The following is an 18,546-nucleotide window of genomic DNA, read 5'->3' as shown; positions in this document are numbered from 1 at the left end:
TTATTTCTCCTTTTCTCCACGTTCTCTGATAATAAATTTCAGCGGAGTTCCGCGGAACCCGAATGCTTCCCTGATCTTGTTTTCCAGATATCTTGTATAAGAAAAATGCATCAGTTCTTTGTCATTGACAAAAATCACGAATGTAGGTGGTTTTACCGCTACCTGTGTAATGTAATACAGACGCAGACGTTTGCCTTTATCTGAAGGCGGCTGCTGCATGGCCACTGCCTCTGTCATGATCTCGTTGAGCACACCGGTCTGTACACGCATGGTCTGATTTTCAATGATCGTATCGACCATGTCAAACAGTTTTACCAGTCTCTGTCCGGTCAGTGCGGAGACAAACATAATTTCCGCATATGGCATATAAGAAAGTGTATTTCTTACTTCGTTCGTATATTTATAAATTGTTTTATCATTTTTCTCGATTGCATCCCATTTATTGACTACGATCACAATGCCCTTGCCTCTGTCATGGGCAATACCGGCAATCTTGGCATCCTGCTCTGTGATCCCCTCTACAGCATCGATCACCATGACAACAACATCGGCACGTTCCACAGCTGTGACCGTGCGGATGATGCTGTAGCGTTCCAGTTCTTCTTTGATCTTGCTTTTTCTTCGCAGTCCTGCAGTGTCGATAAAGACATATTCTTTGCCGTTCCAGGTAACAGCCGTATCGATCGCATCACGTGTCGTTCCGGCAATATCGGATACGATACAGCGATTCTCCCCCAGCAGTCTGTTTATGATTGAAGACTTGCCGACATTTGGCTTGCCGACAACGGCGATACGCGGTCTGTCATCTTCTTCCTCCTCGGTATCATGTTCCGGGAAATGGCGGATCACTTCATCAAGCATATCGCCGATCCCCAGTTTGGAAGATGCCGAGATCGGGATCGGATCTCCGATACCGAGATTGTAAAACTCATAAGTATCTGCCATAAATTTCTGGAAACTGTCCACTTTATTTACGACAAGGATCACCGGCTTTTTCGCACGGCGGAGCATATCTGCGACACGTGCATCTGCATCTACGAGTCCCTGCCTTACATCCGTCATAAAAATGATCACATCTGCGGTATCGATCGCAATCTGTGCCTGTTCACGCATCTGTGACAGAATGATATCGCTGCTGTCCGGCTCGATACCGCCGGTATCGATCATGGTAAAATTTTTGCCAAGCCACTCTACGTCCGCATAAATACGGTCACGTGTCACGCCCGGTGTATCCTTGACGATAGAAATATTTTCTCCGGCAAGAATATTAAAGAGTGTGGATTTTCCTACGTTTGGCCGCCCCACAATAGCTACGATTGGTTTACTCATATTTATTCACCTCATCTGTATAGGAATGTTCGATTGTCTCTGTTTCCAATAAAAGGGCCTCGATCAGTGCCCGACCGCTTGATTTTACAATATTAATGTTCACTTGTAAAGATTTTTCCAGTTCCCCCACCGTCACATCATCCAGAAAAACATCGTATCCGGTACGGAGAATATTGCACGGAAGCAGCAGCTGCTTTCCAAGTTCTTTGCCGGTAAGCTGTTTTTTCAGATCCTGTCCGGTCAGAAGTCCGGAGACCGTGATCTTTTCACCGAAAAATTCGTTGACGATCGGATAGATGTGGATGGTTACGTTCGGATATTTTTCGCAGAGCTGATCTGCAATCTGCTGTATGACAGGTGCTGCCAGCAGTCCGGTTGCAAGGGAAACGGTATGTTTCCGGTCGTCGCCTGTCCGGTTTTCTATCTCTTCTTTTACTTCATCAAGAAGCAGCCGCATCATGCCGACGCCATTCTCCAGCTGAAGATAGCCATCATACTGTTCGGCCGGTGGAAACGGCTGTTCGGCCAAAATATACCATTCATCCGATGCATGGACAAAATGGATGCCGTATTCCTGATAAGCCTTCTTCTGCCATCCATGGATCAGATCCAGTACTTTCTTTGCATCTTCTTTCTCAAAAGGTTCCAGCGGAAAAAGCCCGTCCCGATACTTTGACAGCCCAACCGGAACGACAGAAACACTTTGCAGGTACGGAAGGTATTTTATCAGCTCACGTATGCTGAAATCCAGCTCTGCTCCATCATTAACGCCTTTGCACAGAACGATCTGGCCGTTCATATGAATTCCCGCCTCATAGAAACGGTCCACTTTTTTCAGAGCCTCCCCGGCAAATCGATTGTGCAGCATTTTGCATCGAAGATCCGGGTTCATCGTCTGAAACGAAATATTCATTGGTTCCATATGATAATATACAATGCGATCAATGTCATGATCCGACATGTTTGTCAGTGTGACATAATTTCCCTGCAAAAAAGAAAGTCTGGAATCATCATCTTTAAAATAAAGTGTATCACGCATACCTTTTGGCATCTGATCAATAAAGCAGAAAATACATTTGTTATGGCAGGAACGATAGTTATCCATCAGACCATTTTCAAACTCAATCCCGATATCATCTTCATATTCTTTTTCTATCTCAAGCTCCCATTCTTCCCCGTTCGGTTTACGTATCAGAAGTTCCACATATTCATCATTCATCAGATAATGATAGTCCAGAATATCTTCGATCTCTTTCCCGCTTACAGAAACCAGTTCGTCTCCCGGTTCAATTTCCAGTTCTTCCGCAATGCTTCCCGGCAGTACTTTTGATACGATATGTTTGCCTGTTTTTCTCATACTTTTTTCCTTTTCTCTCTGTCAGAAGTATCTTTTCTGCACTTTCTAGATACAAACCACTTTTATGGTCTGAGCTTTGGATGATGCCTGTAAACACCATCCGCATATTATCAAGTATACAAGAGTCATCAAATACAAGCAAGCGAAATTTTTCTTTACATAGTTTTTACAAAATCCTACAATTTTCTTGACGCACCAATTCCGAAATGTTATAACTAACATGATAAGGATGCACAAAATGCAAAGCATCCATGGGTTAAATTTTAAGATATGCGGCAATTGCAGCATTAGGAGGTAAATATGGCAAACTTAGAACCGCTCATTCAGTCGATTCCTGTTGCTCCTTTGAAACTGGCTTCACTGGAAGGATGCAGAACTCTTGCAGATCAGGTCAACAACTATCTGGTATCCTTCCGTCACGAATCTCCGACCAATGTAGGACAGGCTGACAGTCTGCAGGGTTACTGTGCAGATTCTTATCTGCTGGAGTGTGAATGCCCACGTTTCGGAAGCGGCGAAGGAAAAGGCGTTCTGAAAGAATCTGTACGTGGCTGCGACCTTTTTATTATGGTAGATGTTACAAACTACAGCCTGACTTATCGTGTAAATGGCTATGAAAATCATATGTCTCCGGACAATCACTATCAGGATCTGAAACGTATCATTTCCGCTGCTGACGGAAAGGCAAGACGTATCAATGTCATCATGCCATTTTTATACGAGGGAAGACAGCATAAACGTTCCAAAAGAGAGTCTCTTGACTGTGCTCTGATGCTCCAGGAACTGGTTGACATGGGTGTCAGCAATATTCTGACGTTTGATGCACACGATCCTCGTGTATCCAACAGCATTCCTCTGCATGGTTTTGATTCTTTCATGCCTACCTATCAGTTCTTAAAAGCACTGGTAAATTCCGTACCGGACTTTGTGATCGATAACGATCATCTGATGATCATCAGCCCGGATGAAGGAGCTATGGGACGTGCTGTTTATTTTTCCAATATTCTCGGCGTTGACATGGGTATGTTCTACAAGAGACGTGATTACTCTACCGTTGTCAACGGAAAGAACCCGATCGTTGCCCATGAATTTCTCGGCGATGATGTAAAAGGAAAAGATGTGATCATTATTGATGACATGATCTCTTCCGGTGAAAGTATGCTGGATGTTGCCAAGCAGTTAAAAGAGCGTGAGGCAGGTCGTGTTTTTGTCTGCACAACGTTTGGTCTTTTCACCGACGGGCTGGCGAAATTCGATGAATATTACGAAAAAGGCTACATCAGCAAAGTCGTAACTACAAATCTGAATTATCGTCCGCAGGAACTGCTGACCCGCCCTTATTATCAGGAAGCAGATATGAGCAAATTCCTGGCATCCATCATCGATGCCCTGAACCACAATGTATCCATTTCCAGTGTACAGTCTCCAACGGATAAGATTCACAAGCTTCTGGAAAAATATAAAAATGAGCGGTAAATTTGCCTGATTTTTAAGATTCCGTAAAACAGAAACTTTTTCTGTTCTGCGGAATTTTTTTATTATAAGCGTAAAGAAAAGACAAAAGAGATGCAGCTGAAGCTGCATCTCTTTTACACATTATAGTTTTTAGTATTTATTTCTTTTTATAAACCGTTTTTTTGCTGATACCTGCTTTTTTCAGATTTCTCTTCAGAGTATTCAGGGTCTTTTTAGACATTTTCTTCGGTATAACGACTTTCATCTTCGCAGATGTTCCTTTAAATGCCTTGCTTCCGACTTTCACTGCTTTTGTTCCTTTGAAAGTCACATTTGCCAGTTTTTTGCTGTTTGCAAAGCTGTTTGCTCCGATGGAAGTTACATTCTTACCGATCACAACGCTTGTCATATTCTTATTTTTCTTAGCTACATTCTTTTTGATGGAAGTTACCTTAAAGGTCACACCGTCAATTTTCACAGTTGCTGCGATCGTGATCTTCTTGCCTTTTCCGGTCACTTTGACTGCCTGTGCAGTTCCGCCCTTTGCTGCGGACTTGGTTACTGCATATTTTACACCTTTTACAGTAGTTGTAGCTCCAACAGCCGGTACTTTTGTTTCCGGTGTCGGTGTCGGTTTTTCCGTATCCGGTGTAGTATCTTTTTTCAGAGCTTTCTTTGCCGCATCCAGTTTTGCCAGGGCATTTTCAATCTGCTCTTTTGTTGCGTTTTCATCTTTCAGCACTTTCTGTGCTTCATCCAGTGCTTTCTTAAATGCATCTACACTCTCTTTTGTATAACCGTTCAGGTCTGTTTTAGCAGCTGCATCCACCGCCGTATTCAGATTACCTTTGTCTGGTTTTGCCTCCAGCTTGTTCTCTGCATCTTTCAGTTCAGCAAGTGCTTTGTTTACATCCTCCTGGGCTGCATCATCTTCCAGGGCAAGTTTTGCCTTTGCTGCTGTGATTGCTGCCTGGTAAGCCTGTACACTGGCATCGGTATATACACTTAAGTCTTTTTTCTGTGCAGCCAGAACTGCATCCCAGAGTGCATCCGTATCCGTCATGACCGGTGTATTTGCAACGTATTTGTATGCATTAAATTCTGCTGCTGTCACGTGCTGATTCTTGGTTGCGGTATCATCCAGTGTTGCCAGTGCACGGATCTGGATTCTTCGCATTTCGGTCGGTGCAAACGTTGCCGTCTTAACCGTCTTGTCTGCATCCCACTCACCGCTTGTCAGTTCTTTGAAATCATTTCCGGATTCTGTAGTACTGTATAACAGTTTGTATTTTGTAATAATACCATTTACAGAAGTTCCGGATGAACGAGGTACATACTCAAATTTGTTGATCGTTACATTCTGACCAAAATCAATCGTAAATTCATTATTCTGATCATTTGCGATATCCGGATGTGTTCCGCCACTGGACCATCTTGAGTGCCAGATTGTACCGGTGTTTCCATCAATTGCCCAGGAAGCCGGTCCATCTGGATCGGATCCTTCTTCACTTCCTGCGGTTGCCTTCCATCCTCCATGTGCCAGTTTTTCACTTGACTGTGTCAGGTCTTTGACTGCTGCCACTTTGGAGTCGCCGCTTTCTTTGTCACCGTAAACAGCTGTTACTTTATAGCTGACTGCTGAAACATCTGTAAATGCTGTTTTGTCTACAAAAGAAGTTCTTTCTGTCTTTTCGGCAACCTTTTCAAACGTTGTTCCGTCTGTGCTGCGGTATACATTGTAAGAAGTTGCACCTTCTGCTGCAGCCCAGCTTACTTTTGTGCCGCTCTCTCCGTAGTAATTTGCTTTTACATTCTTCGGAGATTCCGGAACTTTAATCGTATAAGTTTTTCCTTCTTCTGTATTAAAGGAAACACGGTTTGTTTTTCCGTTTACTTTTGTTGCTTCTACAACTTTTCCATCGGAATCTGTGATGGAAGCATTTGCAATATTATCATACTGTACCTGGCATTCTCCGCCCTTGTTGGAAAGGATCTGTGCCTGGTTCAGTTTTCCGTCGCTCCAGTTATAGGAAAGTTCGAAGTTTCCTCTTGCTACCAGACCTTCTACAGAACCATCGCTCCATGCATCCGGAAGTGCCGGAAGCAGATTGATGTAACCCATATTACTCTGAACCAGCATCTCAGCCACACCGGAAGTCATTCCGAAGTTACCGTCGATCTGGTATGGTGAGTGCGTATCCCACAGGTTGGTAAGAATACCGCCGTCAAACAGGTCTGTGATCAGTTTGTACGCATGGTTTCCATCGCCAAGTCTTGCCCAGGTATTGATTCGCTGGCCCATGCCCCAGCCGGTTGATTTATCTACACGGTTTTCCATGGAAACTCTTGCTGCTGCCAGCCATTTTGGTGTATCTACAGAAATCAGGTCGCCCGGGAACAGTCCCAGCATATGAGAAAGATGTCTGTGGTTGTAGCCCTGTCCGAGACTGTTTACGGTTGTCTCGGTATACCATTCTTTGATCTGACCGCTGTCACCGATCGCAATAGGTCCTTTCAGATCGCTCTGATTTTTCTTCCATGTATCTACTTTCTTTGTATCACTCTCACCAACGATACCTGCTGCTTCAATGGTGTCCTGATAAAGCTGCCATACCAGTGTCTGCTCGTATGTATTACCGCTTGTCTTTGGTCCATGCTCCGGTGAATAACTCGGGGAAGATACCAGTTTGCCGTCTGCATCCTTGATCAGGATCTGATCATACAGAGTAGCTTCCTCTTTCATCATCGGATAGATTTTCTCTTTCAGATAATCGGCATTTCTGGTAAAGTCATAGTATTCCCAGCAGTTCTGCAGGATCCACGGAACCGCTGCCGGTGACCATCCCCAGTCAAAATTCCATCCCGGACAGGTCCATCCAAACGGGTTGTTCTGTGTATGTGCCATGAAACCGTTCTCTTCGCCGTCTTTGCTCTCAACACCTGCATAGATCTTCGCTGTCACACGACCAGGTGCACGCAGTGCATCAATGTAGTTGATCAGTGGCTCTGCACATTCTGCCATATTGGTGACATAGGTCGGCCAGTAGTTCATCTGAAGATTTACGTTCATGTGGTAGTCAGCATGCCATGCGGAGTTGTTCGCACCAACCCAGATACCCTGAAGGTTGGACGGAAGTGTCTCACGGTATGGATCATCTTCCGGTGTCTCACGGGAAGATTCGATCGTCAGATAACGACCATACTGGAACAGCATGACTTCCAGATAGCGGCGTTCTGCTTCCGTTGCAGTACCTGCCTTGTATGCTGAAAGCAGTGCATCCGTTGTCTTGTCAGAAGGAATCTGGCCAAGATCCAGATCTACACGTTCGAAGATGTTCTGATAATCTTTAACATGATTCGCTTTCAGTGTATCGTAATCTTTTGCTGCTGCCTCGTCTACATACCCGCCGACTCTGGTATCCAGTGCTTCTGCACTTTCACCGGTACGGTATTTTGGATATTCATCTTTATAATCGGTTGCAATGGAAGTGATGATCGTAACGCTTGTTGCATTTGCAACCGTTACTTTATCGGTTCCGTCTGTGGTGGTTCCGTCTGCGATCACTTTTGTCTGGGAATTGAATTTCATCTGGTTATCTTTCAGAGTTCCGGCAACCGTGATCTCACCGCCGTTTACTTTTGTATTCCAGTCTCTCTGATAAGAATTTGCTCCAGGGTTGTTGCTTCCGCCGCCCTTTTCGTTGTCCGGATTGACCTTGACATCGAAGTTCAGTTTGCCGCTTCCGCCGGTTGCTGTCAGTTTTGTCACCAGCACATTGTCCGGATAGCTGACGAAGTTTTCTCTTACATAGTGTGTGCCATTGTAATCATACTCTACGCTTGCAACAGCTGTGTGAAGATCCAGTGCTCTTTTGTAGTTGCTGACAGAGCTTTCTGTGATACCTTTGAAATCCAGGTACATATTTCCATAGCTCAGGTAATAACCATAACCATTCGTACCTGCATCATCACTGACGCCGACCAGCTTTGCACAGAGAGATTCTGCCGTGCTGGTGTTGCCGGATGCAAATGCCTCCTGGATCTGCTTTACTACCTTACTCATTTTGGTCTGTACACCGTTTACATTTGTTGTCTCGATATTTCCGCCATTGTAGTTCGTTCTAGAAGCGGACGGACCGCCGGACCAGAGTGATTTTTCATTTAACTGGATACGCTCCTGGGTAATGCCACCAAACACGCTGGCACCGATGCCGCTGTTTCCAAGCGGAAGGGACCATTTTTCCCATCCATCGTAGCTGTCCGGAGCTTTCTCGTCATACCACAGCTTCAGTTCGTCTTCATCTGCTGCTTTTGTCTGCACATCCGCCGTTCTGGCAGGCACTGCTGCAAATGCTGCCGAAGGAACGGAAGCAGCCAGCATAACTGCTGACAATGCCGCAGACATGGCTTTCCAAAGTTTTCTCTTTTTCATACTTTTTGCTTTTCTCCTCTCTTATTGTTACTCTCTTTTTTAACATTTGCTGAATCAGAAGAAGTTTCATCAAAAAAATGCACGCCATGTCTGCATGACGTGCAATCTTTTCCCATCTGCTGAAACATTACTTAGATTTTACCATTATTTTTACTATATAGCAATGTATTTTTTAGCAGATTTTATTTACTTTTCTCTATTCGATATTTTTCAGTGCCGTTTCCATCGGTATTTTGCTGATTCTAAAGAACTGTAGCAAAGCAACCAATGCATAAACTGCCATGCCCATCAGAAACATCTTCCAGTATATTGCAGGCTCAATATACAGAGAAAGCCAGCCTGAAAACTCCGCCATCATATAGACATAGATCACCTTGATCGTCCAGGTGGCGATCCACAGACTCAGCAATACGGAAACGGCAACCACCCAACTTGTGGAAACCAGATACAGGCGGACGATCTCATCATTTTCATAGCCAAGAATCTTAACCATGGAAATAGAATGTTCATTCTTTTCAATGATCAGTTTTGTCAGAAGATAGATCAGAAGGGCAAACAGAACAACCGCAAATATATTGATCAGCTGAAACATATTTCCCATAGAGACATCCAGCTGTCTGGAAATCTTGGTCAGGTCGTCCTGTGTGATCGTGGAAGCAATGTACGCTTCTTCGATATCGGTGATCTTTTCGTTTGAGAAATAGCCATTAAAATACGTGTCGGATTTCTCAAACACACAGCAGAACTGCGGCATTGACATAAACACGGAAAGTCCGGACGGATAGACATAGATTCCTTTTACCGCAAAAGAGTATGTTTTATCCCCGTAAGTCTCTTTCAGCCAAATGGTATCTCCTGTTTTTATATTGTATTTTTCCGCATATCCATCTGAAATATACACGCCCTCATCCGGAAAATCCGCCTTCATGTAATGACTTCCCTGCTGTGTTCCGTAGACGGTGACGCTCTCACTGTCCCGTTTGCCCGGAACGGTTTCCAGTGATTCCATGCAAAATTTTTCTGCCTTTTTGTTTTCTGTTTCCAGTGACGGAGTCAGGAAGCGGCTCAGTGCCCCATACAGGGTGTAAGTGTCATCCTCATCAATCTCATCCGGTACGTTCAGAATGTACTGATAATCTGCGATCATATTGTCAACGGTCTGTTCCTGGTAATGATCCAGAAGCGGTGCCATCATCATGCCGAACAGCAGCAGAATATTGGCAAATACGATTCCCACAAACAACGTGATGTAACTGGATTTGTTCTGCAGGATGATACGCAGACGGAACCGGTCAAAAAAGCGAATATCCGGCAGTTTCACTGCTTTTTGTTTTTTTGATGTGCTTAAGTCTCTTCTTAGAAACTTCAGCGGAGTGAGTTTTAATCTTTTCGAGATCAGGACCAGATTGACCAGCAGCATGATCACAAACGGCACAATGGTCGTCAGGACGAATGCATCCATATTCCATCTCGTTTCGTAGGTCGGAAGACTGTAACTTCCATAATACATACCGGCACAGATATTTTTAAAGATGGTATAACCCAGAACATTTCCGATCACCGCTGCTATAACCGTGACCAGAAGCGGCAGTGTCATGTAATGTACCAGAAGTTCTTTTCTTGTATAACCGGAAGCCCGCAGGGTTCCGATCACCGCAGCCTCTTTGACAATCGTATTGTTTGTTGTCACCGCAAAAACAAAGGCCATGATTGCAATCAGGATATACAAAAGCACGACCATCATCGAACGGTCACTGCCCATATCGTCTCCGGTGAAATGGATCGCCTGATTTGCATAGCGTGGGATATAGCCTGTCACCGATGTGTAATCTGCCAGTATCTCAAGAAAGTCATCGGAACGTTCTTTCTCTGCTTTTTCTCCCTGTGGCGGATCATCATATGTCCAGGAATAACGATATTTAAGGTGCGTTTCTTCCAGATTGTCAAAGGCTTCATCTGTAACAATGGCAACACCGAACTTAACTGCATCAAACATCATATCCGAATTATTGGAAAACAGTGCACTGTAATCAGACAGTGCCACATAGCCTGTCACCGTTTTTTCTTCTTTTCCGACTTTTATGATGTCACTGATCTGTATCTTGTTATTTTCTGCATACATACGGTCGATGGCAATCTCATCTTCCTTCTTGGGAAGCTCTCCTTTCATCAGGGATACGAGATCGATCTGGCTGCGGTTTTTGTAAACGCGGACTGTACTGTCCTTTTTCCCGTCGAGATCAGTATCCGCATCTTCTTCGACATAGTAATTTTCATAAATCTGAACGCCTTCTTTTTCCAGTCTTTTGATCTGACTGTCCGTTGCCTTTTTCTCCAATGTAAAGTTTCCATCTTCGATGTGATATTTCTCAAAGCTTTCCTGATAAGCTGCCAGCATACTGTCATCTGCCACCAGGAAACCGGAAACAAATCCGATCGTCGCTGTCATAAAAAGAAAAACTGCAAGGTATTTTCCAATGTCACCGATCAGTTCTCTTGGAAGACGTTTGAGCAATGGATTTTTCATATTCTCACCGCCTTACCATTCCAGATCAGCTGCTGCGATCTTGGTTTCATTGACATAATTTTTCCGGATCTGTCCGTCCCTGAGCTTTACGACACGGTCTGCCATATTTTTGATGGCATCATTGTGCGTTACCATGATCACCGTGTTGCCGTATTTCTGGTTGATCTGCTCAATCAGGCAGAGGATTTCTTTGGAAGTCTTGTAATCCAGTGCACCCGTCGGCTCATCACACAGAAGAATGTCCGGATTTTTGATGATTGCACGCCCGATTGCCGTCCTCTGCTGCTGTCCGCCGGAAAGCTGGTTCGGCAGCTTGTTGCGATGTTCATACAGCCCAAGTGTTTTCAGAAGCTCATCCAGTTCCAGCGGTCTGTCGCTTAAATAAGCCCCCACTTCAATATTTTCTCTGACACTGAGATTTGGTATCAGATTGTACATCTGAAATACATATCCCAGATGTCGGCGGCGGTATTGCGTCAGTCTTTTTTCTTTCATATCCGCCGTTTTCTCACCATTGATGGAGACATACCCTTCGTCCGCCTGGTCAATCCCGCCGATAATATTCAGAAGCGTAGATTTTCCGGAACCGGATGGTCCAAGCAGCACACAGATCTGTCCTTTTTCAACAGAAAAGTCAATTCCTTTCAGCACTTCCGTCCTGTTTTCTGCTGTGCCAAATGATTTTTTCAAGTCTTTGATCTCTAAAAACATATTTTTCCTCTCCCAAAAAATAGTCTGTAACTTGTCGCTCACTGTCTGCAAAGGCGGTAGTCACTTTATATTTGATGTTAGAATCAACTAACTTATGGTCATTATAGCACAGTTATCTCGCTTTTTTCTGATTTGTATTTGATAATTTTTCTCGTTTTAAAAAGCTGTCACGGGCAAAGCCTGAATGGTTATTATAGATTTTTCCCCTTCAAAGCTGCACGCTGCATCACCAGCTTGATCTCATGCTCGCTTCTTCCGTAGGACATCAGCTCATGTGTCAGATATTCCGGTTTTATGGTTTCTACCAGTTTCTGAACTTTCGGTGTGGTAAAAGGCAGATGCTGGTCGATCTGGAAGACGTGTTCATAGCAGGCTTTGGAACATGCTTCGTAATCCGATGGCATGGCATCCTTTTTGGTGATCAGCGTTTTCACATACGCACCCGTGATGCTCTGATTTAAATGCATGCCTTTGATATAAGAAGCCAGATTTCCATGCTCTGCAACTTTTTCCAGGATGTAATCGACCGCCTCATCCTGCGTTTTCAGTTCCAGATTCATGTGCATCAGATGCCCGGTATCCAGCATAATGCCTTTCTTTTGATAATGGACCTGCGAGAGCAGACGCTTCGTCATCTCCGGCCTTGTCATGGTAAGACCCGGCCACCAGAGATTTTCCATGAGGAAATCAAACGTGTAATTTTCTCCATCCAGCAAAAGATTGATCAGTTCTGCCGCCGCATCGATCACTTCTTCGTCTGTGTGCCGGCACTGATAGGTAAACAGCTCCCTGGCACTGACATCGCTTACATGAAAGACCACATAGCGGGCTTTCAGCTTTCTGGCACGCTCCAGGTCTTCCCGAAAACGTTTCAGGATACAGCTGCGATCGAGTCCTCCGAAAATCTCTTTCACTTTTTCAAAGGATCCGTATTCTTTGCTCAACATCTCCAGTTTTCCATTCCAGAAATCCAGCCAGGAATCAAAATATCGCAGATGTACGCCAACCACGGATCGTTCTGTAAAGAAATCATCTCTTCCTCCCTCACACGGCAGCAGTTCAAATCCATCCATACCAAGATTTCCTGCAAACGAAATAGCATCTGCCTCATCCCGATAGCGTTCCACATCAAACGCATAATCCGTTGTGTTGATCATCTGTTTCATAAAATCATTCGCTCCTCTTCAGTCCGAGAAATGCTGCCAGATTGCCACGTTTGCCTTTTGAGGCACGGTGTGAATACAAAAGTTCCGGATTGCAGCAGGTACACCACTGGGTCGTATGGATGTTTTCCGGCAAGATTCCGGCCTCCTCCATCACAATCTCATTTGCCCTCCATAAATTCAGCTGATACTTTCCGTTTTCTTTCCGGTAATACAATTCGCTCTGACAGTCTTCACGATAATATTTCTGAAATTCCAGAATGACATCCTCGCTGACTTCATAACAGTCCTGACAGATCGATGGCCCGATTATTGCTACGATATCTTCCGGTCTGCTTCCATATTGATCCGCCATCGCCTGAACCGTTATCTTGCCGATCTTATGAACCGTTCCACGCCAGCCGGAATGTGAAAGCCCGACTGCTTTTCTGATGAGATCTACAAAATACAGCGGCACACAGTCTGCATAAAACGTTGCCAGCACCAGTCCCGGAACGTCTGTGATCAGTCCGTCCACATCCGTATAATCCAGCGGTTTTGTAAATCCTTTGCCGCGGTCTGCTTCTGTCACCACACGGATGTTGGTCGTATGCGTCTGATCTGAAAAGACCAGATCTTCCGGTGTGAAACCGATCGCATCTGCAATTCTTCTGAAATTTTCACGTACATTTTCTTCCTGATCGCCACGCGAAAAACTCAGGTTCATGCTCGACAGATGCTCTGTGCTCACTCCGCCAAGCCGCGTTGAAAATCCCTGCACGATCCCTTCCATCTTTTCAAACGGCGTAGCGGAAAGCCATGTCACACCGTTTTTTTCTCTTTTTTCAAAAGTACCCATCTATCTTCCTCCTGTAAACTCCTAAAATGCCAGTGTCAAAAGTTCTTTTGACCCCAATAGATGCCTGCAAATTGCTCTGCTAAATACCGATCAAAACCGGACATTTCCGGCATAGGCAAACGCATCCCGGATCAGTTCCATCTCTTCTCCGTCAAATGCCACGACATCAAACCGGACACTCTGGTCTGCACAGATCCCGTGAACTTTCATATAATAATCTGCCACGCGGCTGATCGTTTTCTGCTTTGCTGTGGATACGGCCGCTGCCGCACCGCCCTTCTTGTTGTTTTTGCGGTATTTGACCTCCACAAATACCAGATACGCCCCGTCGCAGGCGACCAGATCGATCTCCCCGATCCGGCAGCGATAATTTTTCTCTATGATATGATAACCACATTTTTCCAGATGGACGGCTGCCAGTAATTCATATCTTGCCCCAGTTTTGCGTGTGTTTCCCCCTCTTGTCATTGATACCCCCATTTTCTTTTGTATTATGAGTTATATGCGATTTTTCATGTTTCGCACTTTCAAACAGTTTTGACCTGTTTCTCCCCCCGACTCATATGATGTTTTTGATAAAGCTCTGTCGGTGGATCGGGGATGATCCGAATTTGCGTATTGCCTCCATATGTGCGGCACTTCCATAGCCTTTGTGTTTCGCAAATCCATATTCCGGCATCAGTTTGTCATAATCTTTCATCAGGCGGTCCCTGGTCACTTTTGCGATCACACTCGCCGCTGCGATCGACAGGCTTTTTGCATCTCCTTTAATGATCGGTACCTGCGAAATCTCCACCTGTGGGATCTTCACAGCATCATTTAAGAGAACCTGCGGCCGGATCTTCAGTCCGGCGATTGCCTCACGCATCGCCTCATAAGTTGCCTGCAGGATATTGATTTCATCGATCCTTGCCGGTGATGCCATGCCAACGGACACTGCCAGTGCTTTTTCCATGATCTCATCGTACAGAGCTTCCCTCTTCTTTTCTGAAAGCTGTTTGGAATCATTCAACCACAGGATCTCACAGTCTTCTGGCAAGATCACGGCACCGGCGACAACCGGTCCTGCCAGCGGACCGCGTCCTGCCTCATCAATTCCACACACATAGCCATATCTTTCGTACCGATGTTCGTAACTTCTCATTTCTTCCAGGCGAACCCGCTCTTTTGCCAGCTTTTCCTGTTTTTTTCGGTAACTGTTTAAAACTGCCTTCACACCGCTTCTCTCATCCATAGCATACTGTGCAAACAGTTCTTCTAGGGAACCTTCTTTTGCCTCTGCAAATTCTTTTTTGATCTGTGCGATGCTTTTTCTGTCTGTGCTCATATATTTTCTCCTTTATTCCAACCCACAGTCGGTAATCATATTTTAGTGGGGGAATGCTTCTCTGCGGTAAAGCGGACATTCACAATCCGCTTCGCTACTTGCTCATGAACGCATATCCTGTCTAAAAAGTCCGACTGATCATTTCGTTCGTATTTAAAAAAGTGCCACACAAAGTGGCACTTCTTATTCTAACGCATTTTTCTTTTTTCGTCTACCGGTGTCTGACTACGCAGATACGATCAAGCGGCCAGATACGCACCCAGGCACGACCGACAATCTTTTCTCTTTTGAGATTTTCGACATTCTCATAGCGGCTGTCATCGCTTCGGTTGCGGTTATCTCCCAGCACGAAGTACTCATCATCGCCAAGCGTGATCGGCTCTGCCGCACGTCCGGCATCATTCATCACTTCTGCACCGTAATTTTCATCCAGTTTTTCACCGTTGATGTAAACATAGCCATCTATGATCTGTACGGTTTCTCCCGGCAGACCGATCACACGTTTGATATAGTACTCTTCTTTTCCGTCACGCACAACCGGAAAGACTACAATATCAAACCTCTCCGGATCATGGATACGATAAGATAATTTATCCATCATCAGCTGATCCTTGTTGTGCAGATACGGATACATAGAATCTCCGCTGACCATGGTCCTCTGTACAACAAATGTATTGATCACGAATACAACTGCTAACAGGCATACAAAATATACAACCCAGTTAATAATCTCTTTTGCTTTCATCAAAAACTCCTTTTCTACAAAGATCCCGCCCGTTCAAATGGCCAGATGCGTACCCAGGCACGCCCGATGATCTCTTTGCGTCTGACATTCCCGACATCTGGAAAACGACTGTCTTCACTGGCATTGCGATTGTCTCCGAGCACAAAATATTCATCGTCTCCAAGTGTGATCGGGTCGGATGCAAGTGCTGCGTTCTGGATTTTTTCATCACAGAAATGTTCGTCCAGTTTTTTACCGTCTATGTACACATACCCGTCCAAGATCTGCACCGTCTCACCCGGCAGACCAATGATCCGTTTAATAAAATACATATCCTTATAGCGATACGGAAAAACAATGATATCATAACGTCTGGGATCAGAGAAACGATAACTGACCTTATCAACGATCAGATTGTCATCGTCATGCAGCGTCGGATACATCGACTCTCCATTTACCCGCGTACGCTGACCGACATAAGTTGTCAGCAAAAAGCTGACACCAAACACCAGTACGATATAAAACAGCACCTCGATAAGTCCCTTTTTCATACTCTCCTCCCACAAAATACTGTCTACTGCTCTTCCGTTTCTCCCTTCGGAAGTTCCAGCGTGATCCTGCCAATTTTTCCGCTTCGGAAATCATCCAGCAGAAGCATACCTGTCTTGGTATAATCCAGTTCCTGACCTTTTTTGATGCAGCCACGCCGTCTTGCGATCTCCTCGTAAACTGTGAGTGCTTCCTGAGCGGTTTCTTCGCAGCCATAACGTTCCGTTAATCTCCCCGGATAATGTTCCATCAGGAAACGGATCAGATTGAGTGCAAGCTCATCCGTATTGAGGATCTCGTCTTTGATGGAACCGATCATTGCCAGTCGCATACCGACACTCTGGTCTTCAAATTTCGGCCAGAGAATACCCGGTGTATCCAGCAGTTCCAGACCCTTATTTAAGCGGATCCACTGTTTTCCCTTCGTAACACCCGGCTTATTTCCGGTCTTTGCACATGCTTTTCCGGCATAGGCATTGATAAACGTAGATTTTCCGACATTCGGAATCCCGACAACCATTGCCCGCACCGGACGGTTCTTGATTCCTTTGCGTTTGTCTCGCTCGATCTTTTCATGGCATGCTTCCAGAACGGCTGCATTGATGGATTTAAGTCCTGCTCCACTTCTGGAATTGATCTTTCTGACGCAATACCCTTTCGCTTCGAAAAAAGCAACCCACGCTTCATTGCTCTTTTCATCCGCAAGATCCGATTTGTTCAGAAGGATCAGGCGGGCTTTGTCCCTGCCCATCTTATCGATATCCGGATTGCGGCTGGAAAACGGTACACGTGCATCCAGCAGTTCGATGACAAGATCGATCAGTTTGATGTCTTCCTGCATCATACGCCTTGCCTTGGTCATATGACCAGGATACCACTGATAATTCATATTTTTTACCTTTCTACTTAACAAGTCCCCGGTGATCCGAAGGAGATAAAACAGCCCAGACTTTCCCTTCAATATCTTCCAGCTTTACATTTCCCATATCTGCAAAACGGCTGTCTTCACTCTGATTGCGGTTATCACCAAGCACAAAATATTCATCTTCACCAAGTGTGATCTCCTGTGCTGCCATTCCGGCATTTTCCATCTGTGGAAATCCCTGCGTCTCCAGGTAGACACTTCCATTAATATAGATCATACCATCGATGATCTGGATCGTCTCACCCGGCAGTCCGATCACACGTCTTATATAAGAATGCGTGTCCTCGCTTCCATTCAGTTTAAACGAGATTACATCCTCCCTGGATGGTCCTGAAAAGCGATAGGACAGCTCATTTAACAGAACAACATCTCCGCCGGACAAAGTACTGTTCATCGCCTGTCCGATGTTCGTTCTGGACTGACCGAAAAAGAAAACAGCAATATATGCAAACAGGATCACCACAATGATCTGAAACAGCCATCCAAGACCGGCTTTGATCGGATTCTTTCTGACCTTTTCCCGTTCTTTTTTCTGTTTCCTCATTTCCCTTCTGCTGTGTTTTTCCTGTATTGCCTGTTCCTGTGAAATCCGATCTTTGTTTCTTCGATCCCTTTCTCTGCGATTTCTTCCTGTGCGGCTCATGTATCCTCCCCTTTTGCCTTTTGAAATTCACAGTCGGTTATACAGAAACAGGGACAATTACCTAAGTACTTGTCCCTGGTCTGTCTGGCTGACCCGAACAAGCAGTGCTTGTTGCGGAATCATTCGGTACGCTGCTGCGTCCTATTATTTAACCAACTCTTTTACTTTTGCTTTTTTACCAACACGGTCTCTCAGGTAATTCAGTTTCGCTCTTCTTACTTTACCTCTTCTGATAACCTCGATCTTTTCTACGTTCGGGGAGTGCAACGGCCATGTTTTTTCAACGCCGATTCCGTTGGAGTTCTTTCTTACTGTGAAAGTTGCTCTGTTGCTTCCACCCTGTTTCTTCAGAACAGTTCCTTCGAAGATCTGGATACGTTCGCGGTTACCCTCTTTGATCTTTGCGTAAACTTTTACAGTATCACCTACGTTAAATACAGGTACTTCCGCTTTCAGTTCAGCTGCTTCAATGTTCTTAATGATTTCGTTCATCTTGTTGTTCCTCCTTATATTTTCAGATGTTCTTAATACCGCCCAGGTAGCAGAGGACCATCTCTTCTCACAAC

At 44.9% G+C, this 18,546-nt stretch carries 15 protein-coding genes; 1 reads left to right on the top strand and 14 read right to left on the bottom strand.

From position 1 onward, the window contains the following. Positions 1–1,329, bottom strand: a complete 1,329-nt coding sequence (gene der, locus LKD42_RS05090) for a ribosome biogenesis GTPase Der (protein WP_147631688.1) — start codon at positions 1,327–1,329, stop codon at positions 1–3. Next, positions 1,322–2,686: a DUF512 domain-containing protein gene (locus LKD42_RS05085; RefSeq protein WP_248834998.1), complete on the bottom strand. Its 1,365-nt coding sequence runs from the start codon at positions 2,684–2,686 to the stop codon at positions 1,322–1,324. The genes der and LKD42_RS05085 overlap by 8 nt, the downstream gene beginning before the upstream one ends. Before the next feature lie 300 nt (positions 2,687–2,986). Here LKD42_RS05085 and LKD42_RS05080 point away from each other — a divergent pair, with 300 nt between their 5' ends. Next, complete coding sequence (locus LKD42_RS05080) at positions 2,987–4,162, top strand: ribose-phosphate pyrophosphokinase (RefSeq protein ID WP_147631686.1); 1,176 nt, start codon at positions 2,987–2,989, stop codon at positions 4,160–4,162. A gap of 136 nt (positions 4,163–4,298) precedes the next feature. Here LKD42_RS05080 and LKD42_RS05075 read toward each other — a convergent pair whose 3' ends face one another. From LKD42_RS05075 to rplS, 12 genes are all read right to left on the bottom strand, one after another. Continuing rightward, positions 4,299–8,573 carry a glycosyl hydrolase family 95 catalytic domain-containing protein gene (locus tag LKD42_RS05075; protein WP_248834997.1) on the bottom strand — a complete coding sequence of 1,425 codons (4,275 nt, stop codon included), beginning with the start codon at positions 8,571–8,573 and terminating at the stop codon, positions 4,299–4,301. A 196-nt stretch (positions 8,574–8,769) separates the two neighbouring features. Further along, positions 8,770–11,100: an ABC transporter permease gene (locus LKD42_RS05070; protein ID WP_248834996.1), complete on the bottom strand. Its 2,331-nt coding sequence runs from the start codon at positions 11,098–11,100 to the stop codon at positions 8,770–8,772. Between the two features lie 12 nt (positions 11,101–11,112). After that, a complete protein-coding gene (locus tag LKD42_RS05065) occupies positions 11,113–11,811 on the bottom strand; it encodes an ABC transporter ATP-binding protein (RefSeq protein WP_173866489.1) in 699 nt (232 codons plus the stop codon). A gap of 191 nt (positions 11,812–12,002) precedes the next feature. Continuing rightward, entirely contained in the window at positions 12,003–12,977 is a 975-nt protein-coding gene (locus LKD42_RS05060) for a TIM barrel protein (protein ID WP_147631682.1), read from the bottom strand. A 4-nt stretch (positions 12,978–12,981) separates the two neighbouring features. Continuing rightward, the gene (gene pgeF, locus LKD42_RS05055) at positions 12,982–13,812 is read right to left on the bottom strand and encodes a peptidoglycan editing factor PgeF (protein ID WP_248834995.1); all 831 of its coding nucleotides are present in this window, start codon (positions 13,810–13,812) and stop codon (positions 12,982–12,984) included. A gap of 90 nt (positions 13,813–13,902) precedes the next feature. Next, entirely contained in the window at positions 13,903–14,292 is a 390-nt protein-coding gene (locus tag LKD42_RS05050; RefSeq protein ID WP_147631680.1) for a YraN family protein, read from the bottom strand. Positions 14,293–14,371: 79 nt separating this feature from the next. After that, positions 14,372–15,139, bottom strand: a complete 768-nt coding sequence (locus LKD42_RS05045; RefSeq protein ID WP_248834994.1) for a ribonuclease HII — start codon at positions 15,137–15,139, stop codon at positions 14,372–14,374. Positions 15,140–15,350: 211 nt separating this feature from the next. Beyond that, the gene (gene lepB, locus LKD42_RS05040) at positions 15,351–15,884 is read right to left on the bottom strand and encodes a signal peptidase I (RefSeq protein WP_248834993.1); all 534 of its coding nucleotides are present in this window, start codon (positions 15,882–15,884) and stop codon (positions 15,351–15,353) included. 14 nt (positions 15,885–15,898) lie between these two features. After that, entirely contained in the window at positions 15,899–16,414 is a 516-nt protein-coding gene (lepB, locus tag LKD42_RS05035; RefSeq protein WP_022119353.1) for a signal peptidase I, read from the bottom strand. Positions 16,415–16,437: 23 nt separating this feature from the next. Beyond that, the gene (ylqF, locus tag LKD42_RS05030) at positions 16,438–17,301 is read right to left on the bottom strand and encodes a ribosome biogenesis GTPase YlqF (RefSeq protein ID WP_248834992.1); all 864 of its coding nucleotides are present in this window, start codon (positions 17,299–17,301) and stop codon (positions 16,438–16,440) included. A gap of 13 nt (positions 17,302–17,314) precedes the next feature. Then, complete coding sequence (gene lepB / locus LKD42_RS05025) at positions 17,315–17,881, bottom strand: signal peptidase I (RefSeq protein WP_226911807.1); 567 nt, start codon at positions 17,879–17,881, stop codon at positions 17,315–17,317. Positions 17,882–18,124: 243 nt separating this feature from the next. Next, positions 18,125–18,472, bottom strand: coding sequence for a 50S ribosomal protein L19 (gene rplS, locus LKD42_RS05020; RefSeq protein WP_022119350.1), 348 nt, complete (start codon positions 18,470–18,472; stop codon positions 18,125–18,127). Positions 18,473–18,546 lie beyond the last annotated feature (74 nt).

The sequence above is a fragment of the Hominisplanchenecus faecis genome, from assembly GCF_020687205.1.
Classification (GTDB): Bacteria; Bacillota; Clostridia; order Lachnospirales; family Lachnospiraceae; genus Hominisplanchenecus; species Hominisplanchenecus faecis.
Note: the sequence above shows the minus strand (reverse complement) of the source record. Positions and strands in the feature narration are given on the sequence as shown.